This window comes from Flavobacterium adhaerens, assembly GCF_040045115.1.
In the GTDB taxonomy this organism is placed as follows: Bacteria; Bacteroidota; Bacteroidia; order Flavobacteriales; family Flavobacteriaceae; genus Flavobacterium; species Flavobacterium adhaerens.
In genome coordinates this window covers 43,622-70,262 of the sequence record NZ_JBDLZX010000013.1, presented here as the reverse complement: position 1 = coordinate 70,262, position 26,641 = coordinate 43,622, and the positions used below count along the sequence as shown (strand labels likewise).

The window sequence follows — 26,641 nt, the reverse complement described above, 5'->3', positions numbered from 1 at the left end:
GCTTATATTTTTTTTAATGAAAGATATTCATCAATATTTTTCTTAATCTGAACTATTTTATAATTTTCATTAGAAATCACTATTGCTTTCTGATCGATTTTAAATTTTGGATTTTGCTCGAATAATTGAGCCACAAATTGAGCATAGGATTCAGAGTGAATGCCTTGAATAACTACAAAACTTTCTTTTTCGTCATACGATTCGCAACTGTATTTTAATTGCTCTACATTTTCGGTAGCCAAAAACAAAACAATCTTACTTTCTATATCGGTTTCTGATTTGGTATCTGTTTTATCAATTTCAAAAATCACTTTCCAATTTTTGCTCTCTGCCGTGCTAAATTTCATTTGTTCCAAAAGTGGAATTTGAGTTCTAAGGATTTCTATTGCATCTTCTCCTTCTTTTGTATTGGCATAATTATCAGCAACATATTCTATTGCTTTTTTATATTTTACTAAACCATACAATTTCCCAATAGTAAATGCTTTTAACAATTCGAATTTAGGCACAATGGCTTCACCGTTATAATTTGTAATGTATGCATCTACTTGCTGCAAAACAGCGGCAAAATATTCTTGCTCAAACAGTTTATATAATTTATCGTAAGTTGCTTCTGGATTATCTGAATTTACCCCATCTTCTGAAATGGTATTGGTAATAATTTGAGCATAACGCGATTTTGGATACTCATTTAGTATTTCCTGTTTAAGTGTTGCTGCTTTGTTTGAATTTGTAATTTCATAAATTTTATACAAATGATATTTCGTTGGCAGAATCAATTTTTCCTCTGGTCGATAAGTCAATAATTTTTCTAATCTGGACGAAGCTAAATCATACTCTTTGAATTTTTCTTTGTAAACAATTCCCAACTCGTAATAAACGGCGTTTCTTTCTTTGACAATATTATCGATCTCTTGTTGCGATTTTGGCAATTGTTTCAAATAATAATCTACTGTATATTTTTCATTAACTTCTAAAGTTTCATCTTTTTTATCCTCTGTTGCTACTACGGTGGCTGTTGGAACTGCAGTTGCATTTGCTGTAACTGATGAAATCCTCCAATAACTATTTTGCAATCTATTACCCCAGGTTTTTCTGAATTCTAATTTTCCGTAAGCAACTGTATTGGGATTGTAAAAATAGAATACGTTTGATGCTGCTGTTCCAAAAGTACTCGGTATATCTTTAGGAGGATTTAACGAAGGCTCACTAGAATTAGACATTGCAAGATTTGGATCATTAGAAGCTACATTCTTTAAGATATTTTCTTCTTTTTGCTTTTTTTGTTCCTCGAGCATTTTTTTGAGTTCATCACTACTTTTTAGCTTTTGAATATAATTCTCATAATAAACTATTCGTTCTGGTTCGGAAAGATTTACCACATAAATTATGCTATCGTTTCGTTTGGCAATTTCTTCATTGACAATAGCCTCGTTCAAATTTTTTCTGATTTTAGAAATCTGAAGATATTCTCTTGTTTTTGGGTTTAACAATTCTAAACATTTGTCATAATTCTTGGCTGCATTTGTATATTCTGTATGCTTGAAATATAAATTTCCAATGTTTCTATAATTTGAAGCATTCATATAAGGATCCGCAGATTTTGCCTCTAAGGAAGCATTATAATAATACAACGCCTTTTCTTTTTCGTTATGATTTTCATAAAAAATTCCGATACCATGGTAAATTATATCCAAGTAAGGTCTGTTCTCCCTGTCTTCCATAATCTTTTGCGCTTTTTTGACAAACAAATCATAATCAGCATCTTTATATTCTGACAGTATGGCTTTTTTGGCATAAGCTTGAATCACGAATCGTCTTTCGGCTTTTCGATTCATATCAATAACCGATTGGTAAAAATAGATCGCACTATCTTTTTGTCCTTCTTCTTCAAATAATTGTCCCAACAAAAAAGAGTAGCGTTGTTTTTCGTGATGGATTTTGGTAAATTGATTAGCTACTTTTAACTTGATAATGGCGCTATCTTTCTCTTCTAAATTCAGATAGGCACTTGCCAAAATTGCATGAGCATTGGCAAACTCTTGGTCTTTTAACTTTGTTCTCTTTACCTCTTTTACTTTATACTCATTGTCTTTTAAGAGTTTTGAAATGTTTTTTATGGCAACAGCTTCATTACCCAAACGAACATTTGTTTTTTCTCGCCACATTTTGGCATCATAAATATTACTACTGTTGGGGTATTTATAAAGAATGTAGTTAAATGCGTCTAGGGCAGGAATAAATCGCTGATCGTAATATCTTGCTTTCCCGAGTAACAAATAAGCTTCGTCTATCTGGTAATTTTTTTCGTGGCCTCCAATATTCATGGAGTGTTTTTGAATAGCTTTGGTTGCTTTGGCTTCGGCTGTTTCAAAATCAGAGTTTTTGGCTTTTCCATCGGCCGATACCTCATCGGTAATTTGCATTTTCTCGACGGGTAGTTGTTTCCAAAAATTTTCGATTGTATTATCGTTTACATTTTTTATTCCCTTCTCTAACGCAATTTGACCGTTGTACAAAATATTCATTTTGGTACTTAAAGCATGTGAATTCCTAGCCAAAAAAGTATCTTTCTTGGTAGAACAAGCTATCAAGAAAGAGATAAAAATTACTGCAAAAAAATATTTAGATGTATTAGTATTCAAAGGGAAACGTTTAAACCATTAAACTTTTTAAAAAGGTATTTAGTATAATGACTTGTAAAAATACGTTTCTTTTTGATATATATAAATTTAAACCGCAAAAAACAGTTCCAACTCTTGAAGTGTCTCCTTTGATGTCAACATGTCTTTTACCACTTCCCCTTTATTCAAAGCCACGATTCGGTCACAAACCTCAACCGTGTGTTGCAAATCATGACTAGAAACTAATACTGTAATACTAGGGTTTTCGGCCAGTTCTTTAATAATTTTTTTTAATCTATTTACCGTAGTTGGATCCAGATTTGCAAAAGGCTCGTCAAGAATTATCACCGCTGGATTTCCTATTAAAGCGGCAATGATTCCAACCTTCTTTTGATTCCCTTTGGATAAATCACGTAAATATTTTTTGTTTTTAAGGATTTCACCATTGAAAAACTCTTCATGCTGAGCCAATAATGCATCAACATCAGCTTTATTTTGACCTCTCAAATCACCGATGAAATAGAAATATTCTTCTGGAGTTAAATAACCTATCAAAAAACTCTCGTCTAGAAACGAAGCGGTAAAAGGTTTCCAGTTTTCACTTGTATTTACCTGAATTTCATTATTTAAAATATGTCCTGTTGTGGGCTGAATTAAATCCAGTAGCAGACTGAAAAAAGTAGTTTTTCCCGCTCCATTATTTCCTACCAATCCAAAGCTCTGTCCTTTTGGAATTTCTAATGATTCTATATTTAAAACTGTGGTATCGTTGTATTTTTTGGAAAGATTGTTTACTTGAATCATGGTAATTACAATTTTTTAGAAATTAATTTTTAATCCTGTAGCGTAGCGACATTGTAATGTAGCCCCCTACGATTATGCTTTTTGTTTGTATGCTTCAACCGTTTTGTATTTTTCCCTTTTGTAAATTTTTTCAATCAATGAAAAAACTATATTTCTAAATACAAACCCTAAAACTCCTGCCGAAGCAACCAAAACCAACCCCACTTTAGGGCTCATAAAATAAGACCCTAACCAATATAACAACAATGGTAAAACCATTTTGGGTAAAGAAAGTAGCATAGTATTTACATTAAAGCTTTTTTTGTCTCCAAAAGCGCCTTTACTCATCGATAAATCTATTGGAGTTTTGGTAAAAGCCCCACCCAATAAAACCAAGTGTGAATTTACTCCAATATTATAAATGGCTCCAGCCACTATCGTAAGATAAATTTGCCAACCATAATACAGATAGAAAGATGCCAAAATGGTCGAAACTACAGTAGCTATAACTATTAACCACCATTTCGAATTCAAATAAACCCGATACGGTATATTCTGAGTCATCATCAACTGATAATAAGAACTGTCCCAACTCGGAACAAACTGCCCGAAAGTGAATAAAAATCCTCCCGAAACAAATATTCCGGCAAAAATGTACATCACTTCCGGTTGGGTAGGATTGTTAAAAAATATCAAACCATAAAACAAAAACAGAACACTTGCCCAAATTGTTGCTTTGGAACGTTTATTTCTTTTTATCAATTTAATATCATTCTTTAAAAAAGTTCCCAAAGTCCCAAACTGATTCAACCAAGTCAGATTCTCTGTTTTAGCAACGTCATTTTTGACAGAAAGTCCTGCATCCAAATACAAATCCCCTTTTAGATAATTATAAGTCCAATAATATAACCCTGCCAAAACCAAAATTGGAATTAGAAAGAGCCATTTAGTGTGAAATAATCCTTCAAAAAAAGGATAAGTGTACAACGTGATATCAAAGACTTTATAATACTGACACCCTCCCAGAATCGAAACAATTACTAGAAAAATTACCAATAACAGATCTTTATTATTCAATAAAATATTTGCAAAATTATTGCAGTAAACCAATGAAAAAAGTGCTGTTCCCCAAACCAAAACGCTTATTACATCATAACCTTCTATTAGCAAAACAACACAAAAGGGAACAAAGAAAAAAGCATGCATAATATTGAAAAAAGACAATGCCGTTTTACCCAAAGAAAAATGTACAATAGTAGATCTCTTAAAAGGTAAAATCAACAAAGGTCTTATATTCAGCACCGGAATTGACTGAAGCAGAAGTCTAAACGCCAAATCTATTGAAAAATAATAGGCCATAAACTTGTTTACAGTTTCCAATGGCTCCAAATTCATTTTTTTAAGAATATAAAAAGAACCTACTCCTAATGCTAAAAAAATTAATGAAAAATACAGAACAAGTACTCCTATTAGAATTTTCATTGCCAAACTCGTTGCAAAAGAAGCCGATCTAACAAAGGATTTCCATTCGAGGTAGAGAAATTTTGAAATCATGATCTTAATTTTGGTTTGGGAATTAGTTGCCATTCGTAAGAAAAAGTTACAAAACCAGCTCAAAAATAATGGAATAGAGCCAAATCCTTTCAAACCTGAATAGTTTTATTACTTTTGCAAAAAAAATAGTCTTATGCCAAATTTTCTGAAATTAATTGTGAAAGAAGTAAAACGCGAAACCAAAGATGCGGTTTCCATACTTTTTAATGTGCCCGAAGAATTAAAACCTAATTATACTTTTATTGCGGGTCAATACATTAATTTACGATTGACATTAGACAATACCGAAATTCGTCGTGCTTATTCTATATGTTCTGCTCCGGAAAGTGGTGAATTAAGAATTGCTGTAAAAGCTGTAAAAGATGGTGCTTTTTCTCAATTTGCTAATACCAAATTAAAAGCCGGTGATGCACTCGAAGTGGGAAAACCAGAGGGAAAATTTACTTTTGAACCAGAAAGTGACCGTCAAAAAGGGTATATTGCTTTTGCTGCTGGTAGCGGAATCACGCCCATTTTATCCATTATCAAATCGGTTTTGAAAAACGAACCTAAAAGTTCTTTCACTTTGGTATATGGAAACAAATCTCCCGAAGAAACCATTTTTTATCAGGAATTACACGATTTACAATTACAATATGTTGGCCGTTTATTTATTGATTATGTATATAGTCAAGTAAATGTTGAGCATGCATTATTTGGCCGAATTGACAAAGCTGCTGTAAATTATATTTTGAATACCAAACATGCAACAATGGAGTTTGATAAATTCTATTTGTGCGGTCCAGAGGACATGATTAATACTGTTTCGGCAGTATTAAAAGAAAAAAATGTAAAAGAATCGGCTATCAAGTTTGAACTTTTTACTACTTCTTCTCAAGAACAAACGATTCAAAAATCGTTAGACGGTCATACCAAAATTACGGTAATGGTAGATGATGAGGAAACCACTTTTGAAATGTCTCAAAAACAAACCATTCTCGATGCTGCTCTTAAACAAGGTATTGATGCTCCTTATTCTTGTCAAGGCGGAATTTGTAGTAGTTGTCTTTGTAGAGTTACTGAAGGAACTGCCGAAATGAAGAAAAACTCCATCCTTACAGAAAAAGAAATTGCCGACGGATTAATTCTTAGCTGTCAAGCCCATCCCACATCAGAAACAATTTATGTTGACTTTGATGATGTTTAAAAATAGAATAAAATGATAAACAAAAACTTCTCTGAAAGGGGAAGTTTTTTCGTTTCTATAAATACTAAATTTATCTAGACAACAATGATTCTGTTTTTAAGACCACTGTTTGCGGATTAATTGTTCTCATGGCATCTTCATAACCTTCGACTTTTTTATTCCCATATACTGAAGTTGGTAATTTTGGATATTGATTTCGATCTGAAACCAATGCATTATCCAATGGCTGATTAAAAGGCATAAACCCAGCAAATGGATGTGTTGCTCCCCATAATGTGATTACTTTTACACCTAACATCGCAGCAATATGAGCATTTCCTGAATCCATAGAAAGCATTACATCAAGATTGCTAATGAGTTGTAATTCTTGCTGAAATTTTATTTTCCCAGCAACCACAACTACATTGTCTTTTCCAGTTGAAAGGGAATTCAAAAGCTCAATTTCTTTTTTTCCACCGCCAAAAAGCAAAATTTTATGAGATTTATTTTCGGCTAATTGGTCTATGACTTGCTGCATTAAATCCAAAGGATATACTTTAGAATCATATTGTGCAAAAGGAGCGACTCCTATTAATTTTTGATAATTATCTCCAATTAATTCTTTGATGTCATTATCTAATCTTGCTTTTTCTGGAAATACAGGATTTGATAAATCTACAGAAAAACCAAGTTGTTCAAAAACTTTTACATGTCGTTCGAACATAGTCGTTAATGGTTTGAAAATTTTATTTTCAGAACGAGTTAATTGTTTTTTCTCATCTCTTCCTTTATCGACTGCTGCGACTTTTTTTCCACTCAAGGCAAAAAGTGTTCGGACAACTTTAGACCGTAATACATTATGTAAATCGGCAAAAGCGTCAATATTTAACACTTTCAAATCTTGATACAAACACAATAGTCCTTTGAAACCTTTGTGTCTTTCTTTTTCATCAAAAGCAAAAAAAGAAAGATTAGGAATTCCTTCAAAAAAAGGTTGAAAAAAAGGTCTAGAAATTACAGTAATTTTTACATCAGGATATTGATTTGCAAAAGCTCGCAAAACAGGAACCGTCATAGCGACATCTCCCATTGCGGAGAGCCTCATGACGGCGATATGCTTTATTTTATTAGACAATTTTATTGTTTTAAAATTTAAATAGTGGTGAAATGTTGTAAAATGTAGTTGTTTTTTGGCCTTTTTTTGGCCATTTCATTTTATATAAATCTCTTGAAAATCAAGCCTTAACACTTGACTTGTTAACAAAAAGTCATACTTATCAATAATTTATTGGCCTTTTTTTGGCCTTTTTTTGGCCTTTTCATTTTTGTTTTCTAAGTCAGAAATAGTTTTAGAAATTGCTTCAGCATAAACTTCCATTTTTTTTATATAATCATCACTTATTTTATATATAGCTCCTTGCTGTTCAATAGTTTCATTTGTAACAAATTTTTCAATTCTAGTTCGTACTTGTTTTCGAGATAATTTATCTTCAAAAAGACCCACAAAATCTTTCATTTTAGCCTTTCCTTCCTTCAATAGAAATTTAAAAACAGTATTGAAAACTTGACTTTCATCTAATTCTTGCAGATTATAATATTTTGCTTTCTCATCCGTAAATTCATAGTAATCTTTTGAAAGAATATAATAAATAGCATTGGTTTTTCCTCTTTTTTCAATAAGCTTCTTCTCTAAAAGCTTAGAAACTATTTCAGTGTCTAAATCGTTTTTTGCTGCACCTTTTTTAATCATATTTAAAGTAAGTACCTCCAAAACTGATAGCTTTTCTGTTTCCAATAATTCATCTTGAACTGCAACAATAAACAAAGCAAAAGCTCTATCTTCTATAACTGCGGATAATTTTAAATTGACCTGAAAATAATCAGATTTTGAGTAATCTGGTTCTGCTTTTCCTTCTATAAGTGTATTGTAGAATATTTTATCAACACCTTGTCCAGAACGTTCTACAATTCCTGTCTTTTGCAAAACATCTGCCAAAAGTCTATTTCTAGGAGTACTTGGTGTTTTTAATAAATTCTCTAAATTGACCCCTATTGGAAATCCTCCTGCATTCAATATATCTAATCTTTGAGGAAATTGTTTGACAACTATTTCAGAAGTTTTTCTATAATCTCTATGTGTGATTGCATTATTAATAGATTCACGAATTACTTCTTCATTAAAATAAGGTACATTAAAAATATAAGCTCCATCTTGAATAGGAAAACTACCATTCCTTAGATTAATCGTTTTCCAAAGTTCATCAATTAATATAAAAAAAGGTTCAGAAAAAGGTATTCTATTATCAAAAGGTATCTGATTTTCAGCATTGCGATATTCCAACATAACAGCAGCTTGAGGAAGTTTTTCATTTAATACTTCTTTCTTTGCAAGAAGAATTAATGCTGCATTAGTTAATTTTCCATGCTTTAATAAATCTAAATCGGAAAGTAACTGTTCATTAGAAAGCGTCTTAAAGTTGGGATTATTTTGTTTTAGAGAATATTTGTCTTTTAAAATTGTAATCGCTCTTTCATCTAAATCAGAAACAGCTAAACCCTCACATATTTGCTGTGAAAAATCAGGTTCTTGTTCTTGAATTATTTTTAAATAAAATTCGTCTGACATTGGCTTTAATTCTTCACCAACTCGCATTAAAGCAACGTCTTCAAATTTAAATACCTTTCCTGCTGGGCGACAAGGAACTTCAATTACCCATACTCGTTTTTGTCCTTCAAATAATTCGTAAACTAAAGGCCTAATAGCAGTATCAGTATATATTTTGGACTCAAGTTCTCCTATGGAGTCCAGATTTTGTTTTGTACCAATTACTTCGTGTGGATAATTATCGCTCATCCCGATAACCAAATACCCTCCTCCTTCATTGCATAAAGCGGTAACATAGCCTAAAATACATCTTCGCCTATCACTAGGCTTGAGTTTAAAACCTCCATCATAGGAAATGTTACCGCCTTCTCCTTTTTTAAATTCTACTTTATCCTCAGATTCCTTAAGTTTTTTTAACTTTTCAATAGTTATCATAAATAAAGTTTACTTTTAAAATTATTTTTTATTTTGATATAAGACAGGATTCAAATCATCATCGTTGTACATTTTCATTTGTTTGTACACTTTCATGAATTTATCTCCATTTTCAATATCAGTCAATAATTCTTCGATTGCTGTAGACAAATCTGTTCTTTGTTCCAAAAGAATATTCAATTTTGCCTGACATTTATCTCTGTGATCTTGTGAAGCATCAGTACGAGTAGCTTCTTCCTGCATATGATAAATTTTCAAAGCCAAAATAGACAATCTATCAAACGCCCAAGCTGGACTTTCTGAATTAATTTTAGCACCATTTTTGGCAATGACATGACTGTATTTTTGAAGAAAATAACTATCAATATATTCAACCATATCGGTACGCTCCTGATTGGAAGCATCAATTTTTCTTTTCAATGTCAAAGCTGCAACTGGATCGATATTTGGATCACGAATAATGTCTTCATAATGCCATTGCACAGTATCTATCCAATTTTTCAAATACAGTAAATGTTCAAATTTATCTTTTGGAAAAGGGTTGTTTATAGGCTGATCGACATTATCAAATTCATGATAATCTTTTATACTTTGTTCAAAAACTGAATAAGCTAATTGTGAAAACATAATTTTAGATTTTAAAAACACAAAGATACTTTTTATACTTTTATAGTGTAAAAAAAACTCCACAAATAAAGTCTTTAATAGCAAAACGATGGAAGTACATTATTTATCCGAAAAAAACAGTGTTTTGAATCATTTTTTAAGTCAAATTCGAAATACAAATGTTCAAAATGACAGTATGCGTTTTCGTAGAAATATAGAACGAATTGGTGAGATTATGGCTTACGAAATCAGTCAGACTGTAGCCTACAAAACTGTTGAAATCAAAACCCCATTGGGGATTAAAAATACAACTGAAATGGCAGACCCAATCGTTTTATGTTCGATTCTGAGAGCTGGTTTGGCTTTGCATCAAGGTTTTTTAAATTATTTTGATAATGCTGAAAATGGATTTATTTCGGCCTACAGACATCACCCAAATAATGATGATTCTTTTGAAATTTGTGTAGAATACCAAGCTATTCCCGCCATCGAAAATAAAAATTTATTGTTGGTCGATCCCATGCTAGCAACGGGTTTATCTATGGTGGCCGTTTTTAATAAACTGATAGAAAAGGGGGCTCCAAAAGAAATCCACATTGCTGCAATCATTGCTGCACCAGAAGGAGTTGCCTATTTACAACAACATTTGCCTGATTCTTGTCATCTTTGGGTTGCCGCATTAGACCAGAAACTCGATGACAAAAGTTATATTGTCCCTGGTCTTGGCGATGCTGGCGACTTAGCCTATGGATCAAAACTATAGTTGCGAAAAGAAAGTAAACAAACTACATAGAATAAGCACCGCCAATACTATTTCTTCTTTTAATTTGGGCTGAGACATTTCGATATGAGCTGTCGCCATTATTGCCAATGGTGCAGAGGTAAACACTAAAACTTCGTTACTCTTATTTGCCGATAAAACAAAAACTACAAGTCCTATAAAAAAAGAAGCTACTATTTTCTTGAAGGATGAATGTAATACTTGTGGCCTATTGGACAAAGAGGCAAACATAGAGATTATAAAAAACAAAGCCACAGTAACATAAATTGCAAATGCTGCATTTTGATAATTATTGGTAAAATAATCGATATCAAAGTCAATTCTGCTACTTTTCTGTAGGAATGCTATACTATCAATATCAAAAAGTAACGAACAAGAAACAAACAATACTGATGTTGCAAAAAGCGCAATAAACGGAATTACCCAGTTTCTATAATCGCTTGCAACGTGAAAAATAATCGATATAAAAACTAATAAAAGGTATAAAATACTCCAAAATTGAAATAAGGAAGCAATAAAAATCCATAAAGAGGCATCAAAAAGTTTTTCTTTAGATTCTTTTAAAGTTTGTAAGGAAACTAATCTTCTAATGGCTAAAAGAATAAAAAAATTTGCCAGTATTAAATTGGGATTATTAAACAGGTCTGGAAAAAAAATCAGAAAAACAACTGTAAAAAAAGCCGTGTAAGTGCTGTCTCTACTAAGTCCGTTCTTTTTTGAAATAAAACTATTCAGAAAAACTGTTGCAAATAAAATTAGAAATAAACCAACTCTTTGTAGAATTTCAATAATTGAATTTGTCCAACTAAGATCTTGAATTTGATATAGAAAAAAGAAAACCAGCATCAAAATTACCACCAAAGAAAAATTAAATGGTGTAGATTTTTTAAAAACACTTGTTATCATAAGGATATTTTATACTTTTGTGACTGTAAATATAATACTTGTTTAAAAAGGAATCGAACAAGATTAAAAAAGATTTACAACAACTTTTTTAAAGTTACAATTTCCTAAAAGTAAAATACTAAAAATAAAAGATATAGATTATGATGACATCATTTTTTGAAGGAATACAATACTTATTTGTAAACATATTATTTGCTCCTTTAGATTTCTTCCGCGCTTTAGAACTTAAAACTTGGTTTGGTGCCAATTTTATCAACTGGGTATTTATTATTATTTGCTCTGCTGCAATTGTTTACTGGATTAAACAATTAAAATTGCAAAAAGAAAATGGAGAAGATGAACAAGATACTACTGCTCATTCATTTTTAAAATAATCCGTAGATTTAAAAATATAGAAAACACAAATGGAATTAATAAAAACTCCATTTGTGTTTTTTTATGTCTTTTAGATTAAATCAAATCCAATATCTTTTCTGAAATTCATTTTTTCAAATTGAATTTTATCTACATTTTGATACGATTGATTTAAAGCTTCTTGAAAATTATTTCCGTAAGACGTAATCGCCATTACCCTACCTCCGTTTGTAACTACATTCCCATTATCTAGCTTGGTTCCCGCATGAAAAACAATTGAATTTTCTACTTTCTCTAATCCTGTAATTACTTTTCCTTTTTCAAAATCTTCAGGATAACCTCCTGAAACAAGCATAACCGTTGTAGCACTTCTTGGATCTACTTCAAGGTTAAAGTCCCCTAGTTTTTCATTGGCAACTGCCAAAAACAACTCCACCAAATCCGATTTTAATCGTGGTACCACAACTTCTGTTTCGGGATCACCCATTCTCACGTTATATTCGATAACCAAAGGCTCGTTTTTTACATTGATCAAACCAATAAATACAAAACCTTTGTATTCGATTCCGTCTTTCTGGAAACCAGCAATTGTTGGTTTTACGATACGGGTTTCAATTTTTTCCATCAAAACGGCATCTACATAAGGAACTGGAGAAACCGCTCCCATTCCACCTGTGTTCAAACCTGTATCGCCTTCGCCAATACGTTTGTAATCTTTGGCTGTTGGCAAAATTTTATAGCTTTTCCCATCGGTCAAAACAAAACAGCTCAACTCGATTCCATCTAAAAATTCCTCAATAACCACTTTTGAACTTGCGGCACCAAATTTTTGGTTCACCAACATATTTCTCAATTCCGTTTTAGCTTCTTCTAAATCCTGAATAATCAAAACTCCTTTTCCAGCGGCTAAACCATCAGCTTTTAAAACATAAGGAGGTTGTAGCGTTTCGAGGAATGCACATCCATTTTCAACTGTTTCAGCTGTAAAACTATCATAAGCCGCAGTTGGGATGCTGTGTCGCATCAAAAATTCTTTGGCAAATTCTTTACTTCCTTCCAATGTAGCACCCACTTTTGAAGGGCCAATTACAGGAATACTTTTTAATACTGCATCATTTTTAAAAAAATCATAAACCCCTTTTACCAACGGATCTTCGGGTCCAACCACTACCATTTCAATATTTTCTGTGATAACCAATGCTTTTATAGCCTCAAAATCGGTAGCACTGATGTCAACGTTTTTTGCAATTTGCGCAGTACCTGCATTTCCTGGTGCTACAAAAAGTGTGTCACAAAGTGGACTTTGAATCATTTTCCATGCAAAGGCATGCTCTCTTCCTCCTGATCCTAATAGTAAAATATTCATGGTCTTGTTTTAAAAAGTTGTGGTGCAAAAATAATTCGTTTTGAACGGAAATAATAATTATATTTCAAAAAGTTAACGATTACCCCTCGATAGTGTTACCTAAATAGTATTTTTGACAAAATTTACTTTTGCACATGTTCAAACTATTTGATTTAACGCTTCAAATTAACGGTTTCCCAATGAAGGAAGCCAAAGCTGAGTTGCAAAAGATTATTGCCATTCGGGAAGAAAATTTCGAAGATTTTATTGAACAGAAAAAAATAGAAATCGTCAATTTTCATTTTGCCAATAATGGTTTTTATAAGGAATTAGCAAAGATAGAATCTCTGAAGAATTGGAACGATCTTCCCATTTTAAACAAACATAATCTTCAAAAGCCTCTGAAACAAAGGCTTTCTTCGGGCTATACCGAAAAAACAGTTTACCTCAACAAAACTTCTGGTTCAAGCGGACATCCGTTTATTTTTGCTAAAGACAAATTTTGCCATGCTTTGACTTGGGCTTCAACTATTTACCGTTTTGGTTGGTACGGAATAGATTTCAATACTTCTTATCAAGCTCGGTTTTATGGAATTCCTCTAGATTTTATTGGTAACAAAAAAGAGAGACTCAAAGATATTTTGAGCCATCGTTATCGGTTTTCAATTTTCGATTTATCAAATGTAGTTTTAGAAAGATTTTTAGAGACATTTAAAACCAAGAAATTCGATTATATCAATGGTTATACCTCAACAATTGTTTTGTTTGCCAAATTTTTACAGCAAAAAAATCTTATTTTAAAAGAGATTTGTCCTACTTTAAAAGTTTGTATGGTTACCTCCGAAATGCTCTTTGAAGAAGACAAAATCCTTTTAGAAAAACAATTTGGAATTCCAATTGTCAATGAATACGGAGCTTCAGAACTAGATTTGATTGCTTTTCAAAACTCCAAAGGCGAATGGCAAGTCAATTCGGAAACACTATTTGTGGAGATTTTGGACGAAAATAATCAACCCGTTCCAAACGGAACTTCGGGGCGTATTGTGATTACTTCTCTTTACAACAAAGCGCATCCGTTCATCAGATATGACCTTGGTGACATTGGAATTCTGGACGAAAAAAGCACCCCTAAAAAACCAATTCTCAAAAAATTAATTGGTCGTACCAATGATATTGCAGTCTTACCCAGCGGCAAAAAATCTCCCGGATTAACCTTTTATTATGTTACCAAAAGCATCATCGAAGACGATGGAAATGTAAAAGAATTTGTCATCAAACAAACCCATATTGATTCTTTTGAAATTGATTATGTTTCGGAAAAAGAATTGGATTTGGCTCAAATTCAAAAAATTAAAGAGGCTATTTCTTTATATTTAGAACCTAATTTATACTTCATTTTTAATCGAAAAAATTCTTTGGAAAGAAGCAATCGAGGAAAACTGAAGCAATTTTCTTCTCTTTTATAATGTAAATAAAATCGTATATTTATTTTTTATTTAAAGATCATAATTTGTGCCCTTTAAGAAATCAAACAATAAATGTATGGAAAACAAAATATTACTTTCCGAAGAATTAATTTCTAATAAAATTTACTTTATTAGAAACCAAAAAGTGATGCTTGATAGAGATTTGGCACTACTTTATGGAATTGAAACTAAAAGATTAAAAGAGCAGGTTAAACGTAATATTTCTCGTTTCCCAGAAGATTTTATGTTTGAACTTACCAAAATAGAATTTGAAAATTGGAGGTCGCAATTTGCGACCTCCAATTCAGACAAAATGGGTTTGCGTCATTTACCCATTGTTTTTACTGAACACGGCGTTCTAATGTTATCAAGTGTCTTGAAAAGCGACAAAGCCATTCAGACTAACATTCAAATCATGCGTATTTTTGCCAAAGTGAGACAAATGCTTTTGGATACTACCGAAATGAAATTGGATATTGCTCAAATTCAGAAAAAATTGGAAAACCATGATAAAAATATCGAGTTGGTTTTTTCCTATTTGGATGAATTATCAGAGAAAAAAGAAAATGAAAAACCAAGAACAAAAATTGGGTATAAATAAAATAAAGCAAAATAATTTTATACCAATTAATTATTATATTTCATAAATCCACGATACATCCAGTGTGTCATATAATAAACCGATTGAAAAACACTCAACCCTTCTACTTCACGATAAAATTGCCACTGGTATTTTAAAAGATTTTTTTTATTTCTGGATAAAGAACCCTTTCGAATACGGTAAATTGCTTTAGGCTCTTGAATCCCGTATGCAAACGGAATTTCTTTTAAGTATTTTAACCACAAACCCATATCTTGACGCTTTCTAATTTCGGGCATTGTTTTTTTTCCTAATGTTTCAATGTCGATAAAAGCCGTTAGACAACTAATTGAGTTGGTTTTTAAAATATCGGTATAAGTAACTTTTTCGGGAACTATAAAATCAGAATAAACGAATTCTAAATGCTCATTAGAACGTCTATAAGATGAAAAAACAAAAGAATAACCCGTATTTTTTATGGTATCGATACTGTTTTTTATAAAATCTGGAAACCAAATATCATCTGCATCTAGAAAAGTCATATACTTTCCTTTTGCATTTTCAATTGCAATATTTCTGGCTTTGGCAGGGCCGATATTTTGGCTAAGTGGAAAAAATTTAATTCGAGAATCGGCTCTTGAGATCACATTAACAACCGTTGCTGTTTGATCCGTAGAACAATCATCCACAATAATCATTTCCCAATTTTGATAGGTTTGATTTTGAACAGATTGTATCGTTTGTTCGATAAATTTCTCAGAATTGAACGATGGTGTTATTATAGATACTAAAGGTTTTTCCATTTTAATAGGCTTTGCTGTCTCCTTTTAGGGTATTAAAAATCGTATTCAAAATAATTTTAAAATCTAAAAGTAAAGACCATTTTTCGATATAAAAAATATCATACCGCACCCTGTTGATAATATCTTTGTCTGATTCTACTTCGCCTCGAAATCCTTTGGTCTGAGCTAGTCCTGTGATTCCAGGTTTTATAAAATGACGTACCATAAATTTATCGATTCGCTCCGCATACATATTGGTGTGGCTCACCATGTGAGGCCTTGGCCCAACAACGGACATATCGCCCATCAAGACATTAAAAAATTGCGGTAATTCGTCTATACTGGTTTTGCGGATAAATTTACCAACTTTTGTAATTCTAGTATCGTTTTTGGTAACTTGTTCTATATCGGCCAATGAATTGATTTCCATTGACCTAAATTTAAAACAATTAAATTCTTTGTTATTCAAACCGTTTCGTTTTTGTACAAAAAACAAAGGGCCTTTCGAATCAAACCGAATAATAACCGCCAATATTGGTGTTAACCAAGATAATATTCCCACTATAATGAGCGATGAAAAAAAAATATCAAAAACTCGTTTGATTATTTTGTGAGAAGCCTCATCTAACGAAATTGTTCGTTGGGGTATTACAGGAATATAATCATAATATTCGAATGCTATATTTAAAGAAAGTAACTGCTTTTCATCGGGGATAAATTTGAGAGTTTTCAAATTATTATCGGCAAAGAAAATAAACTCTTCTACTTGCTTGCTGTTCAAATCCGTCATAGCACAATAAATCTCGTCTATTTTTTGCGTTAGAATAAAAGAAAAAATGCCTGTCAAAGAATCTACATTTTGATGACTTAAATCGAAAGTCTTAATCAGTTTGTATCCATAATCGGGATTTTCTTCAAAAAAATGTTGCAATGGTTGTATGCTATTCTCTTTTCCTACCAATACAACCATTCTAAAATTTCCTCCAAATAAAATTCTATATTTCCGTAAGAAAAAATAAATAAACAATTTGAATCCAAGAACACATATTCCTGCAGTTGATACAAACAAAAACAAATCAACCAATTGATATCGATCTGGATAAAAGTAATTTAACGCCAAACAACAAATAGCAAAAGCTATGGTTTGCTTCAAAGTACAACTCAAAATACTAATTACTTTTGTATAACGATAGACTTCATAGAAACCCAAATTTGTAGCAATTAGCAACCAAATACAACTAATAAAAAGAGAATAATAATCCTGGAAAATAGGAATACCCGAAAAATACGCTGCAAAAAAATTGATAATAATCAAATCTAATACACGCGAAAAAGGTCTTATGTACCCCGAATATCTTCCAGTTTTTGTCTTCACTAAAAAATATACTTAGAAAAATCTTTGTGCTCTTCCTTAGATAATTCTTCTTTAGACAACGATTTAAAATAATCATAGGTAATTTTCATTCCTTCGGATCTACTTACTTTGGCTTCCCAACCTAATAGTTCTTTGGCTTTGGTAGTATCAGGTTGGCGCTGCAATGGATCGTTTATAGGTAGCGGATGGTACACCACTTTTTGTTTTGTCCCCGTTAATTTTATAATTTCCTCGGCAAAATCTTTGATCGTGATCTCGTCTGGATTTCCAATATTTACAGGATAAACATAATCAGAATGCAATAATCTAAAAATTCCTTCTACCTGATCGTCAACATAACAAAACGAACGAGTCTGCAAACCATCTCCAAAAATGGTTAAATCTTCGCCACGAATGGCTTGTCCTATAAAGGCTGGAATTACTCGGCCATCATTCAAACGCATTCTTGGGCCGTAAGTGTTAAAAATACGAACAATTCGGGTTTCTACTTTATGAAAAGTATGGTAAGCCATCGTGATAGACTCTTGAAAACGTTTTGCCTCGTCATACACTCCACGAGGCCCAATAGTATTTACATTGCCATAATATTCCTCGGTTTGCGGATGAACCAAAGGGTCACCATAAACCTCAGATGTTGACGCTATAAGTATTCTTGCTTTTTTGACTCTTGCCAAACCTAATAAGTTATGTGTTCCTAGAGAACCCACCTTTAAGGTCTGAATTGGAATTTTCAAATAATCGATTGGACTTGCTGGTGATGCAAAATGAAGTATATAATCTAAATTACCTGGTACATGCACAAACTTAGTAATATCGTGATGGTAAAATTCAAAATTTTCTAATTTGAATAAATGTTCGATGTTCTTTAAATCGCCCGTAATAAGATTATCCATACCTATTACATAATAACCTTCTTTGATAAAACGATCGCACAAATGAGATCCCAAAAAACCTGCTGCTCCAGTAATAAGTACTCTTTTCATAAATTGATTTATTCTACTTAACTTAACAATTGTAGTAGGAGCAAATGTACTAAAATATTTTACCTTTCAATTTTATGACGAAATGAATAAGTATCAAATCTTGGGTTTTTTGTAACGCAATCGGTTGGATTTTTTGTCATCTGAAATAACTTTTAGTTTACCAACGAACATTTGTCTAAAAAATAGTGATATCTTAGACTTTAACCTATTTTTGCCCTATTAAAATATACTAAATTTGAAAGTTGTCCATGTAATTGAAGCCCTTGGTGGAGGTGTTTATACTTATTTTAAAGATTTGTCCAATTATTTTGGAGAAGAAGAAGTAAGAAAAGAAATCTCTACAACCATTATTTATAGCGGAAACCGAAAAGAAATTGATCCTCATAAAATAAAATCCGAATTCTCTAGCGGAGTCAATTTAATCGAAATCAAAATGGTTCGTGAATTATCTCCGTATCAAGATTTTAAATCAGTTATCAAGCTTACTAAGGAATTAAAACGACTCAACCCCGATGTAATTCATCTACATTCATCAAAAGCGGGTGTTTTGGGTCGTGTTGCCTACTTTTTTTTATTCAGCCAAAAAAAACTGTTTTATACCCCTCATGGTTATTCTTTTTTAAGAAAAGATGCCTCAAAAACGGCTCGTAAACTTTATTGGTTTATTGAAAAAAGCTTTCAAAAACTATTTGGAGGAACCACCATTGCTTGTGGTGATACCGAATTAGAAATTGCTCAAAAAATAGGAAAATCTACCTTGGTTCGAAACGGTATTGACAGCGAAACGGTTCGAGAATCCTTTTCGAGTAATAAAAATGACAAATTAACTATAGGGATTATGGCTAGAATTACTGCGGCAAGAAATCCCATTCTATTCAACCAAATTGCGCTTCGGTTTCCAGATTACAATTTTGTATGGATTGGCAATGGCGAATTAATATCAGCCATAACTGCCCCAAATATTCGAATCACTGGTTGGCTTTTTGAGCGAAAAATGGCCTTACATGAGCTCAACAACATTGATATTTATCTCCAAACGTCGGTTTGGGAAGGATTGCCTATTGCTGTTCTAGAAGCCATGGCCATGCAAAAACCTGTAATCGCTACCAATATTATTGGCAATAAAGATGCTGTTTTACACAATATAACTGGATTCCTTTTTGAAGATATTGAAGAACTGGATCCTTATTTTGAATTATTAAAAGACGAAAAAATCAGAACTGAATTTGGTAAAAATGCTCTAGCCAGATGCAATGATTTATTTGATGTTCACAAAAATTTTAAAACGCTTTCAGATCTGTATCGACAATAGTTTTCTTTTGCAACCAATAGCTCCCAAAGATGGCCATCCAAAATCCGCTAAAGGCAATACCATCAAAACGCAACAAAAAATCATCAGTAAGGTTGGAGGTAAAAAATAGAAAAAAGAACGAAAGAACAATAGCATCTTTCAATTTGATCCCTAAATAGGCTATTGTTCCAATGTAAAATAAAACAACAATGGGGCCTAGTATTCCAAATTTGAGTAAATAATCCAGAAACTGATTGTGCGTTGGAAATTCATATTTTGCCAAAAATTGCTGATTCGTTTGTTTATAATATTTAATTAATTCTAGTTTTCCATCTGAAGCTCCCACTCCAAAAGGAAGGTTTTTCACCGATAATTCCCAAGCCGATTTCCAAATAGATACACGAGTTACCAAAGCATTAAAGACTTTGGATTCTGGATTTTCAATCTCATCCAGTTTCCCAACTTTATCCATATAAGCAAAAGTTACTGTTGAGTACTTCTCCTTCATATAGGGATTGTTTTGAACAAAAGCAAAAAGCACTCCTCCCAATATCAATAACAAAACAGCAAAAGTTCCCATTATTTTTCTGGCGTTTGTTGTTTTCAAGACCTCAGCCAGAAAAACCAAAACAAAACCTACCAATGCATTGAATAAGGCCATTCGGGTATTGACAAATAGCACCAAAAAAAAGGACAAAACAAAAACGATTATACTATTTATTTTTTGCAACACTTTCCCATTTCTTCTAAAATCTTTCAAAACAAAAAAAAGGTTCGCTATCGATACAAATGCCAAATGCATGTTGAGTGCTGGTGCATGTATTCCGATACTATTAGAAAACGCATAACCCATTTCCCATAAATCATTTCCGTCGCTGTATTTTGCTATCAAATCAGGATAACAGATGATAAATCTAAAAAAGAAGAAAAACACAACAGCAGTAGTGAGAATAGAATAATATCTCAGAATTTTTAGGAATTTAATACGCTGATAATTCCCTAAAATAAACAAAGAAAAAACCAAAAGCGAACTGTACTTTTCCACCGATTTTAGTCCTTTTGCAAACGAGTCATTGTTCCAGAACATTAGGATTTCCAAAAGTAATGGTAAAGAAATCAATGCCATTACAACCAATGCGTTTTTAGAGAACTGGATTTTTTTAAGAAAAAACAAATTAAAAACTGCAAATCCGAAAATCAATACTGAACAAGGCTTTCTAAAAATCATACAAACAGCCAAGATTGTCAAAAAAACGGTAATCGTTTTATTGAAGTTTTTTTCTGAAATGCTCATAGTATAGAGTATAATAAATTAAAGGAAAAACGCCAATTTTATGCCGAACTGCCGAGCCTAAATCGGGTTCGAAAACACCTTGAACAATAAAAAATCCAAATAAAATAAGTAGAATCCAAAGTTCTTTTTTATGTTCATCCCGAGCTGCAATACATTTTGAAAAACGTACCAACAGGATGTAAAACAACATCAATTGCCAAATAACAAAAACTAAAATTTGAGGCGAAAAAATATGCTTAAATCCGTTGACAGGAATATTTACCGAGAAAAAACCATATAATATCCCAACCGTTTCCCCATACCAAGTATCCGGTTTTATAGGAGAAATTATGCTCGAATTGGCATCGACCGAGCCTATTCGTCCGCTATTGACTACTTCTCTACTAATTTCCGAAAAATATTCACCCGTTACAAGCCCGTAACTCAATGACAAAAATACGGCTACTAATATTCCATAAAAAATAGCCGCAAAAGTTTTGTTCTTGAAATTTATCAAAATAGCCCCATACATTACCAACGCAATAATAGCAATCAATAGAAAATATGGGCGGTAAAAAACACCAAATATCGACAGTAACAAAAGTGCTTTGATTACCATCCATTTTGAAAATTCTTTCTCATTGATAAACAAAAAAACGATACTCGAAATAAATAGAAAGGTAATAAACTCTTTAGAGGGCATCGACATAAAAATAGCCATCATGAGTATTCCCAAATAAATGATTCCGTTTTTGACATTGAGTTTTTCAAACTGATTGGGAACACCAATCTTATATAACACAAACATCAAAATTGGAAATTGAATTAAAGCAATTATAGGATAAGGCAAATACCGCAAACCTGTAATTTTGTAGAACAAAATCGTAAGCGGATAACTCCCTATAAAACCAATTTCGTTGCCTTTATCGAGTGCAATAATCGTTGCGTCGTAAAAGAATTTTTTGGGCAAAATATAAAAAGCTACTACTGATACCAATAAATTGATAACAAATAATAGAATAAAAAATGCCGTATTTCTTTTTATAAATCTATGCATTAGTTAACTGAGCTTTTTAGATTGTTAGAGAAAATTAATGCAGAAAAACATTCACTTTGTCCTTGGTGTAAATCACAATTGCCGAAAAACCATTCCAAAAAAAGGTACTTACCACAAATGCTAGGGCCGCACCTATCATTCCGTAACTTGGGATTAAAATTCTATTTAAAGCAAAATTGATTATAACTGCTGCTATCAGTATGATTTGAAAAATATGTTGTCTCCCTGTCATGTTTAAATAAACGGGTGCCGAACCAAATGCCGAACAAATTCCTTGGCCAATAATTAAAATCAAAAAAGCATCTTTGGCAACAACATATTGGCTTCCAAAAAAGGATAAAACATATTCCGAAAAAACACACAGAATTACTATTGCTGGTAATGTGATTCCAAAAATTAATCGAGCACTGTTTCTAACTACTTTTTTAAGCTCTTCTTTTTTATTACTTGTAAAAAACTCCGCAATTTTGGCCGAAACTGTTACGTTTATCGTGAGAACAATTACCGAAACAATGGTCATCAATTTAACCCCGATAGAATAAAATGCAACTGTTTCGTCATTTCGGTATTTTTTTAAAAACATAACATCAAAACACAGTAATAAAAACATGGCCATACCACTGATGGCAATTGGGTATGATTTTAAAAATAATTCTTTATGCGAAACATTTTCTGCAACTGTATTTTGGGTTATATTGCTAAAATATTTAAATACCAAAAGAGTACTTATCAGTGATAATAGGACAAATCCAATCAAAAAAACATCTACCAAATACTTTTCTTTTCCGCAATAAAACAACACTATTGCTCCAACAATAAGTGGTGTAAACTTAAGTACATTTCTAAACAGTTCGGCTACAAACAACCGATCTAAGGCTCTAAAAACTTCGGTATTTAAAGTAGAGATACTGTAGAAAAACAAAACCCCGGTCGCTTTAAAAATCATCGAATATACTTCTTGATCCGAAAAATAGTCGTTGATTGTTTTTTCGTCAATCAATAAAATGATTAACAAAGCCATCATCGAAGTTATAAAAAGCATCACAACCATTTTGACATAAATGTTTTTTAGCTTTTCGATCGCATTTTGGCTAGCCAACCAACCTTTGAAATATAAAATAGAATGATCAAAACCCAACAGGCAAATACTACCGATTGCCAAAATAAAGGAACGCACAAAATCGTACTGACCGATAATTTTTGGAGAATAGTTTTTGGTCAAAAATAAGGTAAACCCAAACAACAATATCACTCCGAAAAATCTAAAAAATAAGGTAAAAAAACTTTGTTGCAGAAAAGGGCTTCTACTGAATTGAAATAGTTGATTTCTGATTTTTTCTAACATATTTATTGTTCTAGACCATAATCTATTTCAATACTTGGCAATGAAATTATACTACTATTCTACATTTGCACTCGCTTTCAACGCTTGTTTTTTATAAAAAGCCCTAAACAGACTCCAGAAAACAAAAAGCCCTATGAAAAGAAACGGCAAAATAAAAATCAACTTAGCTTTGATCGTTTTATTGTTTTTTAGATTTAAGACCATTCCTTTTTCTTTAATAGTCTTATTGGCGTTGTACTGTTCAATTTTTAAATGTCCGATTAAATTAGACAATGAATCTTTTATTTTTATAATTCCGCCCAAATTGAGGTTTTCGTTGTAGTAAACCAATTTTTCATTTTTAAATTGGTTGCCATTGCTAGCCGAATATTGACTTAAAATGGCATCGATCTGAACAATTGTAGCTTCTTTTATTTTTATTTCATTTTGAATATTCGTCGAATTAATTTTCTTGAGTGCTTCATAATACTCGCTTGAATTCAAATAGTTTAAAATTGGATCGATACAATTTTGAGCCGTAACCACATTATTGGTCTTTATGGTTATGAGATGAAGCGCATAATTTTTGCTGGTAGTGGTTTCTTTTAAAATCGATTTGATATCACCGTTTTGTGCCATCAACTCTAGTAATTCGAAATTTCGATCTTCACGATTCATCAAATTATAAATATCAACAATCGGTTCAACTGTTATAGAAAGTACACCAAGCGGTTTTTGAATTCCAATTGATTTAAAAAACACACTATCTTTTAGAGCTATTCTAGAAGTCAGATAATCAATTTTGGAATATAAATAATCTGTTGATTTAAAATTAGGAGCCACCAATACCTTTTGTTCAAAACGTGGATTGGCTTTATCCAAAAAATAACCTGCTGCTATCCCTAGTCCTGCTAATACCAGTACTATTACTATGTTTTTGACAAAAAAACGAATCGATTTAAACAACAACGTATTGATCCATTCAAATCCTTCCCCAATTTTACTAAAAACAGTCAGCAAATCAATTTCAGGATTCTCAGTTTTATTTTCTTTAGACGCACCCATGTAGTCGTTATTATTTTATATTAAAAATTTGTTCCAAAATCTTAATGGTAATGAGATAAGTAGGTTTTACCCCAGTAGTTCCCAAACCTCCAGAAGCCAATGTACTTCCTGTTTCCAAAGGATTATCTGAAGCGTAATAGGCGTAACGAACTTTTATATCGTGCGGAACACTTTTTCTGATTTTGGATGCTGCTTGAATTGCTTTTTGATAATATGAACCTTCCATTTCGAGCCCAATAACTGCCCAAGTCGATTCGTGAAAGAATTTTAGCAAATCTTTATTTTGCAACGATGTTCCCAATACCGTAACCATTGGTCCTGCATAAACCGCAATATCATTGCCTTCGAACATTTCGGGAGTTAATTCGTTTTCGAAGAAATAATTATCGGCTGTTCCTTCGTTGATGTGGGCATTTGGAATCATAATATCGCCTTTGCCTCCTTCTAGAATTCCAGCTTTTCCCATAATAGAAACCGATTCTACCTGCAAAAGAGTGTCTTTTTTGTAAGGCCTTAATAATTCGTCTATGGTTTCGTAGGCTTGCTCACCAAAGGCATAATCCATGACAATAAGTACTGGGCTTTTGTCACTAAAATTGGCTTTAGGAAAAGCTGTTTTAGTCCAATCAATACTGGCGGTATCAAAAATTTGAACGTCTATGTTGGTTCCCGACGTATCGGGTAAAAAAATCATTCCTTGTTTCAGTGCCAATGCTTCTACTTGGTTGCGAACCTCATTTGCACCAGACTTACTTAACTCTTCGTAAATAACAAAATCCGATTTGTCTTTGAATTTTAATTTTAAAAGAGGTGTAGCAAAAATAGAATTCATTACCGAATGCATATTGGCACTAATCACATGAATAGGTCGATCCAATAAATTCTTAGATTTCAAAACTTCTTTGATATTATTGGCCCAAATTTCTCCATGAATATGGTGTCCTAAACGCTCTCTCAAAACAGGACTGAAAGAAATGGTTCTTTTGTTGTTCTCTACGTCTTCCTCTATAGCGAGTTTTCCTAACCAATAAATAACGTGTAAAAAACGATCTGGAGCCGTCTCTGTACTAAAGGCATCATATATATCTAAAACTTCATCGAAGGTTCTTGCCAAAATATTGGCTGTATGCGAAATGGCTTTTTCTTTTTCTACCAAATTCAATTTCTTGCTTTGCAATACCGCCATTTCCAGTTTAATCCAATCGCGAGAAACTTCACCTCCATCATCTAATAAAACTCTGTTTTTAATTTTATGAGATTCTATGAAAATAAAAGTCAAGTGAGTCAAAATATCGTAAATATCAGATCGTCCTCTGGTAATTTCAACATTCATTTGCTCCTCATCTATTCGGTAGCAATTACGACGTCTTTTGGGCGGAACTATAGCTTGAAAATGTGATTTAGAATAGCCTTCTGTCGATGTCAAATTGATAAAACGGCATTCCTCAATTCCTATCGGGAGACGTTCTATAACATATAAAAGACCGTTGAGTTCTACTTTTTCTTCGGCAATATTTCCATAAATCTCAGGTCGTAAAGACAATAAAGCTTCTCTTAAAGTATCTCCCGAAATTCCCATTGGTTTATAAAAACCTCTATTAAAAAGATGGCGCATTGTGATGTACATTTTCTCAATGGCCGCCGATGATTCATGTGCTCTAGATCTGGATGTATTTTTAGCGTCTTTCATTTTCTAATTTATTTATGCTATTTCAAATAATTAGCATTTATTATTTCTGTACAACCTTTGGTAATTTTACAAACTCCGTAAAAATTCTTTAGGCTAAGATAAAATTTATTACGAAAGATAAATACGTATTCTGCACATAATTCTTTCTCTCTTAATCGATTTTTACAAATATTTATAACTTTACATATATTTGTCTAAATCCAAGATATTGAATTTTTATTGATAATAACTTCTTAGAAGTCTTGGCCGAGAAATCCCCATTTTGATTTGTGATAATTGAAGTTTCTTCATTATTTTCAAATTGAAGATAAACGGATGCGCTAATCAATCCTTCACCGCTTTTGGTATCTAAAACTTTACCAATAATAGAATCATTGGATATATTTAAATTTAGTGAAATTTCAGACAATATTATACAACCATCCCGATTCCCATCTCCGTATTCTGGCTTTCTTTCTTGAATGTAATTATTTTTAATTTTCCCATTCAATTTAAATTGAGATAATGGATAATGGTATTTTGTTCTACAACCAAACAAAATTAAAAAGAGAAATAAATAAAATAAAGGTAGTTGAATTTTCATATTGACTACTTTTT

The 26,641-nt window shown here is 32.2% G+C and carries 23 protein-coding genes; 6 read left to right on the top strand and 17 right to left on the bottom strand.

The window, feature by feature from the left end; all coding sequences use genetic code 11:
• Window positions 1-2 precede the first annotated feature (2 nt).
• The 3 genes from porW to ABEB18_RS15370 all read right to left on the bottom strand — a co-directional run bounded on the left by porW (window position 3) and on the right by ABEB18_RS15370 (window position 4,961).
• On the bottom strand, window positions 3-2,645 hold the full coding sequence (gene porW / locus ABEB18_RS15380; protein WP_348800212.1) for a type IX secretion system periplasmic lipoprotein PorW/SprE: 2,643 nt from the start codon (window positions 2,643-2,645) through the stop codon (window positions 3-5).
• 87 nt (window positions 2,646-2,732) lie between these two features.
• Window positions 2,733-3,428, bottom strand: a complete 696-nt coding sequence (locus ABEB18_RS15375; protein WP_348800211.1) for an ABC transporter ATP-binding protein — start codon at window positions 3,426-3,428, stop codon at window positions 2,733-2,735.
• A gap of 72 nt (window positions 3,429-3,500) precedes the next feature.
• Window positions 3,501-4,961 (bottom strand): DUF5687 family protein, encoded by a 1,461-nt coding sequence (locus ABEB18_RS15370; protein WP_348800210.1) that lies wholly within the window; start codon window positions 4,959-4,961, stop codon window positions 3,501-3,503.
• 133 nt (window positions 4,962-5,094) lie between these two features.
• Between ABEB18_RS15370 and ABEB18_RS15365 the strand changes: the two genes are divergently transcribed.
• The gene (locus ABEB18_RS15365; protein ID WP_348800209.1) at window positions 5,095-6,147 is read left to right on the top strand and encodes a 2Fe-2S iron-sulfur cluster-binding protein; all 1,053 of its coding nucleotides are present in this window, start codon (window positions 5,095-5,097) and stop codon (window positions 6,145-6,147) included.
• Between the two features lie 70 nt (window positions 6,148-6,217).
• On the opposite strand, the gene ABEB18_RS15360 is transcribed toward ABEB18_RS15365, so the two are convergent.
• The 3 genes from ABEB18_RS15360 to ABEB18_RS15350 form a co-directional block, all read right to left on the bottom strand.
• Entirely contained in the window at window positions 6,218-7,231 is a 1,014-nt protein-coding gene (locus tag ABEB18_RS15360; protein WP_348800208.1) for a glycosyltransferase family 9 protein, read from the bottom strand.
• Window positions 7,232-7,411: 180 nt separating this feature from the next.
• Window positions 7,412-9,166 carry an RNA/DNA-binding domain-containing protein gene (locus ABEB18_RS15355; protein WP_348800207.1) on the bottom strand — a complete coding sequence of 585 codons (1,755 nt, stop codon included), beginning with the start codon at window positions 9,164-9,166 and terminating at the stop codon, window positions 7,412-7,414.
• A 21-nt stretch (window positions 9,167-9,187) separates the two neighbouring features.
• A complete protein-coding gene (locus ABEB18_RS15350; RefSeq protein WP_348800206.1) occupies window positions 9,188-9,793 on the bottom strand; it encodes a DUF4254 domain-containing protein in 606 nt (201 codons plus the stop codon).
• Between the two features lie 88 nt (window positions 9,794-9,881).
• Here ABEB18_RS15350 and upp point away from each other — a divergent pair, with 88 nt between their 5' ends.
• Window positions 9,882-10,535, top strand: coding sequence for a uracil phosphoribosyltransferase (gene upp / locus ABEB18_RS15345; protein ID WP_348800205.1), 654 nt, complete (start codon window positions 9,882-9,884; stop codon window positions 10,533-10,535).
• Here upp and ABEB18_RS15340 read toward each other — a convergent pair.
• On the bottom strand, window positions 10,530-11,459 hold the full coding sequence (locus ABEB18_RS15340; protein ID WP_348800204.1) for a DUF6427 family protein: 930 nt from the start codon (window positions 11,457-11,459) through the stop codon (window positions 10,530-10,532). The genes upp and ABEB18_RS15340 overlap by 6 nt on opposite strands.
• Window positions 11,460-11,602: 143 nt before the next feature.
• On the opposite strand from ABEB18_RS15340, the gene ABEB18_RS15335 reads away from it, so the two are divergent.
• Window positions 11,603-11,833, top strand: coding sequence for a DUF6341 family protein (locus ABEB18_RS15335; RefSeq protein ID WP_348800246.1), 231 nt, complete (start codon window positions 11,603-11,605; stop codon window positions 11,831-11,833).
• 71 nt (window positions 11,834-11,904) lie between these two features.
• Here the strand turns inward: ABEB18_RS15335 and purD are convergent, their stop codons facing one another.
• Window positions 11,905-13,179: a phosphoribosylamine--glycine ligase gene (purD, locus tag ABEB18_RS15330; RefSeq protein ID WP_348800203.1), complete on the bottom strand. Its 1,275-nt coding sequence runs from the start codon at window positions 13,177-13,179 to the stop codon at window positions 11,905-11,907.
• A 134-nt stretch (window positions 13,180-13,313) separates the two neighbouring features.
• Here purD and ABEB18_RS15325 point away from each other — a divergent pair, with 134 nt between their 5' ends.
• Together ABEB18_RS15325 and ABEB18_RS15320 are read left to right on the top strand one after the other, a co-directional pair.
• On the top strand, window positions 13,314-14,624 hold the full coding sequence (locus ABEB18_RS15325; protein WP_348800202.1) for a phenylacetate--CoA ligase family protein: 1,311 nt from the start codon (window positions 13,314-13,316) through the stop codon (window positions 14,622-14,624).
• A gap of 76 nt (window positions 14,625-14,700) precedes the next feature.
• Window positions 14,701-15,225 carry an ORF6N domain-containing protein gene (locus ABEB18_RS15320; protein WP_348800201.1) on the top strand — a complete coding sequence of 175 codons (525 nt, stop codon included), beginning with the start codon at window positions 14,701-14,703 and terminating at the stop codon, window positions 15,223-15,225.
• A gap of 26 nt (window positions 15,226-15,251) precedes the next feature.
• Here ABEB18_RS15320 and ABEB18_RS15315 read toward each other — a convergent pair whose 3' ends face one another.
• Genes ABEB18_RS15315 through ABEB18_RS15305 form a run of 3 tightly spaced genes read right to left on the bottom strand, consistent with a single transcriptional unit; the run spans window position 15,252 to window position 18,344 of the window.
• Window positions 15,252-16,007: a glycosyltransferase family 2 protein gene (locus ABEB18_RS15315; protein WP_348800200.1), complete on the bottom strand. Its 756-nt coding sequence runs from the start codon at window positions 16,005-16,007 to the stop codon at window positions 15,252-15,254.
• Between the two features lies 1 nt (window position 16,008).
• Window positions 16,009-17,361 (bottom strand): exopolysaccharide biosynthesis polyprenyl glycosylphosphotransferase, encoded by a 1,353-nt coding sequence (locus ABEB18_RS15310; protein ID WP_348800199.1) that lies wholly within the window; start codon window positions 17,359-17,361, stop codon window positions 16,009-16,011.
• A complete protein-coding gene (locus tag ABEB18_RS15305) occupies window positions 17,361-18,344 on the bottom strand; it encodes a UDP-glucuronic acid decarboxylase family protein (RefSeq protein ID WP_348800198.1) in 984 nt (327 codons plus the stop codon). The genes ABEB18_RS15310 and ABEB18_RS15305 overlap by 1 nt, the downstream gene beginning before the upstream one ends.
• A 235-nt stretch (window positions 18,345-18,579) precedes the next feature.
• Between ABEB18_RS15305 and ABEB18_RS15300 the strand changes: the two genes are divergently transcribed.
• Window positions 18,580-19,656 carry a glycosyltransferase gene (locus tag ABEB18_RS15300; RefSeq protein ID WP_348800197.1) on the top strand — a complete coding sequence of 359 codons (1,077 nt, stop codon included), beginning with the start codon at window positions 18,580-18,582 and terminating at the stop codon, window positions 19,654-19,656.
• Here the strand turns inward: ABEB18_RS15300 and ABEB18_RS15295 are convergent.
• From ABEB18_RS15295 to ABEB18_RS15270, 6 genes are all read right to left on the bottom strand, one after another.
• Entirely contained in the window at window positions 19,625-20,929 is a 1,305-nt protein-coding gene (locus ABEB18_RS15295) for an O-antigen ligase family protein (protein ID WP_348800196.1), read from the bottom strand. The genes ABEB18_RS15300 and ABEB18_RS15295 overlap by 32 nt on opposite strands.
• Entirely contained in the window at window positions 20,901-21,965 is a 1,065-nt protein-coding gene (locus ABEB18_RS15290; protein WP_348800195.1) for a hypothetical protein, read from the bottom strand. Before ABEB18_RS15290 ends, ABEB18_RS15295 begins: the two co-directional genes overlap by 29 nt.
• A 34-nt stretch (window positions 21,966-21,999) precedes the next feature.
• Window positions 22,000-23,310, bottom strand: a complete 1,311-nt coding sequence (locus tag ABEB18_RS15285; protein ID WP_348800194.1) for an MATE family efflux transporter — start codon at window positions 23,308-23,310, stop codon at window positions 22,000-22,002.
• A 54-nt stretch (window positions 23,311-23,364) separates the two neighbouring features.
• Complete coding sequence (locus ABEB18_RS15280) at window positions 23,365-24,354, bottom strand: hypothetical protein (RefSeq protein ID WP_348800193.1); 990 nt, start codon at window positions 24,352-24,354, stop codon at window positions 23,365-23,367.
• Window positions 24,355-24,364: 10 nt separating this feature from the next.
• Window positions 24,365-26,044 (bottom strand): DUF6909 family protein, encoded by a 1,680-nt coding sequence (locus ABEB18_RS15275; RefSeq protein WP_348800191.1) that lies wholly within the window; start codon window positions 26,042-26,044, stop codon window positions 24,365-24,367.
• A 172-nt stretch (window positions 26,045-26,216) separates the two neighbouring features.
• Complete coding sequence (locus tag ABEB18_RS15270; protein WP_348800190.1) at window positions 26,217-26,627, bottom strand: peptidase associated/transthyretin-like domain-containing protein; 411 nt, start codon at window positions 26,625-26,627, stop codon at window positions 26,217-26,219.
• Window positions 26,628-26,641 lie beyond the last annotated feature (14 nt).

What these genes read in the sequence shown, in the direction of transcription:
- ABEB18_RS15375 (WP_348800211.1), bottom strand. Translation starts at nt 3,428, where the DNA reads ATGATTCAAGTAAACAATCTTTCCAAAAAATACAACGATACCACAGTT.
- ABEB18_RS15370 (WP_348800210.1), bottom strand. Translation starts at nt 4,961, where the DNA reads ATGATTTCAAAATTTCTCTACCTCGAATGGAAATCCTTTGTTAGATCG.
- ABEB18_RS15365 (WP_348800209.1), top strand. Translation starts at nt 5,095, where the DNA reads ATGCCAAATTTTCTGAAATTAATTGTGAAAGAAGTAAAACGCGAAACC.
- ABEB18_RS15360 (WP_348800208.1), bottom strand. Translation starts at nt 7,231, where the DNA reads ATGAGGCTCTCCGCAATGGGAGATGTCGCTATGACGGTTCCTGTTTTG.
- ABEB18_RS15355 (WP_348800207.1), bottom strand. Translation starts at nt 9,166, where the DNA reads ATGATAACTATTGAAAAGTTAAAAAAACTTAAGGAATCTGAGGATAAA.
- ABEB18_RS15350 (WP_348800206.1), bottom strand. Translation starts at nt 9,793, where the DNA reads ATGTTTTCACAATTAGCTTATTCAGTTTTTGAACAAAGTATAAAAGAT.
- upp (WP_348800205.1), top strand. Translation starts at nt 9,882, where the DNA reads ATGGAAGTACATTATTTATCCGAAAAAAACAGTGTTTTGAATCATTTT.
- ABEB18_RS15340 (WP_348800204.1), bottom strand. Translation starts at nt 11,459, where the DNA reads ATGATAACAAGTGTTTTTAAAAAATCTACACCATTTAATTTTTCTTTG.
- ABEB18_RS15335 (WP_348800246.1), top strand. Translation starts at nt 11,603, where the DNA reads ATGACATCATTTTTTGAAGGAATACAATACTTATTTGTAAACATATTA.
- purD (WP_348800203.1), bottom strand. Translation starts at nt 13,179, where the DNA reads ATGAATATTTTACTATTAGGATCAGGAGGAAGAGAGCATGCCTTTGCA.
- ABEB18_RS15325 (WP_348800202.1), top strand. Translation starts at nt 13,314, where the DNA reads ATGTTCAAACTATTTGATTTAACGCTTCAAATTAACGGTTTCCCAATG.
- ABEB18_RS15320 (WP_348800201.1), top strand. Translation starts at nt 14,701, where the DNA reads ATGGAAAACAAAATATTACTTTCCGAAGAATTAATTTCTAATAAAATT.
- ABEB18_RS15315 (WP_348800200.1), bottom strand. Translation starts at nt 16,007, where the DNA reads ATGGAAAAACCTTTAGTATCTATAATAACACCATCGTTCAATTCTGAG.
- ABEB18_RS15305 (WP_348800198.1), bottom strand. Translation starts at nt 18,344, where the DNA reads ATGAAAAGAGTACTTATTACTGGAGCAGCAGGTTTTTTGGGATCTCAT.
- ABEB18_RS15295 (WP_348800196.1), bottom strand. Translation starts at nt 20,929, where the DNA reads ATGAGCATTTCAGAAAAAAACTTCAATAAAACGATTACCGTTTTTTTG.
- ABEB18_RS15290 (WP_348800195.1), bottom strand. Translation starts at nt 21,965, where the DNA reads ATGCATAGATTTATAAAAAGAAATACGGCATTTTTTATTCTATTATTT.
- ABEB18_RS15285 (WP_348800194.1), bottom strand. Translation starts at nt 23,310, where the DNA reads ATGTTAGAAAAAATCAGAAATCAACTATTTCAATTCAGTAGAAGCCCT.
- ABEB18_RS15280 (WP_348800193.1), bottom strand. Translation starts at nt 24,354, where the DNA reads ATGGGTGCGTCTAAAGAAAATAAAACTGAGAATCCTGAAATTGATTTG.
- ABEB18_RS15275 (WP_348800191.1), bottom strand. Translation starts at nt 26,044, where the DNA reads ATGAAAGACGCTAAAAATACATCCAGATCTAGAGCACATGAATCATCG.
- ABEB18_RS15270 (WP_348800190.1), bottom strand. Translation starts at nt 26,627, where the DNA reads ATGAAAATTCAACTACCTTTATTTTATTTATTTCTCTTTTTAATTTTG.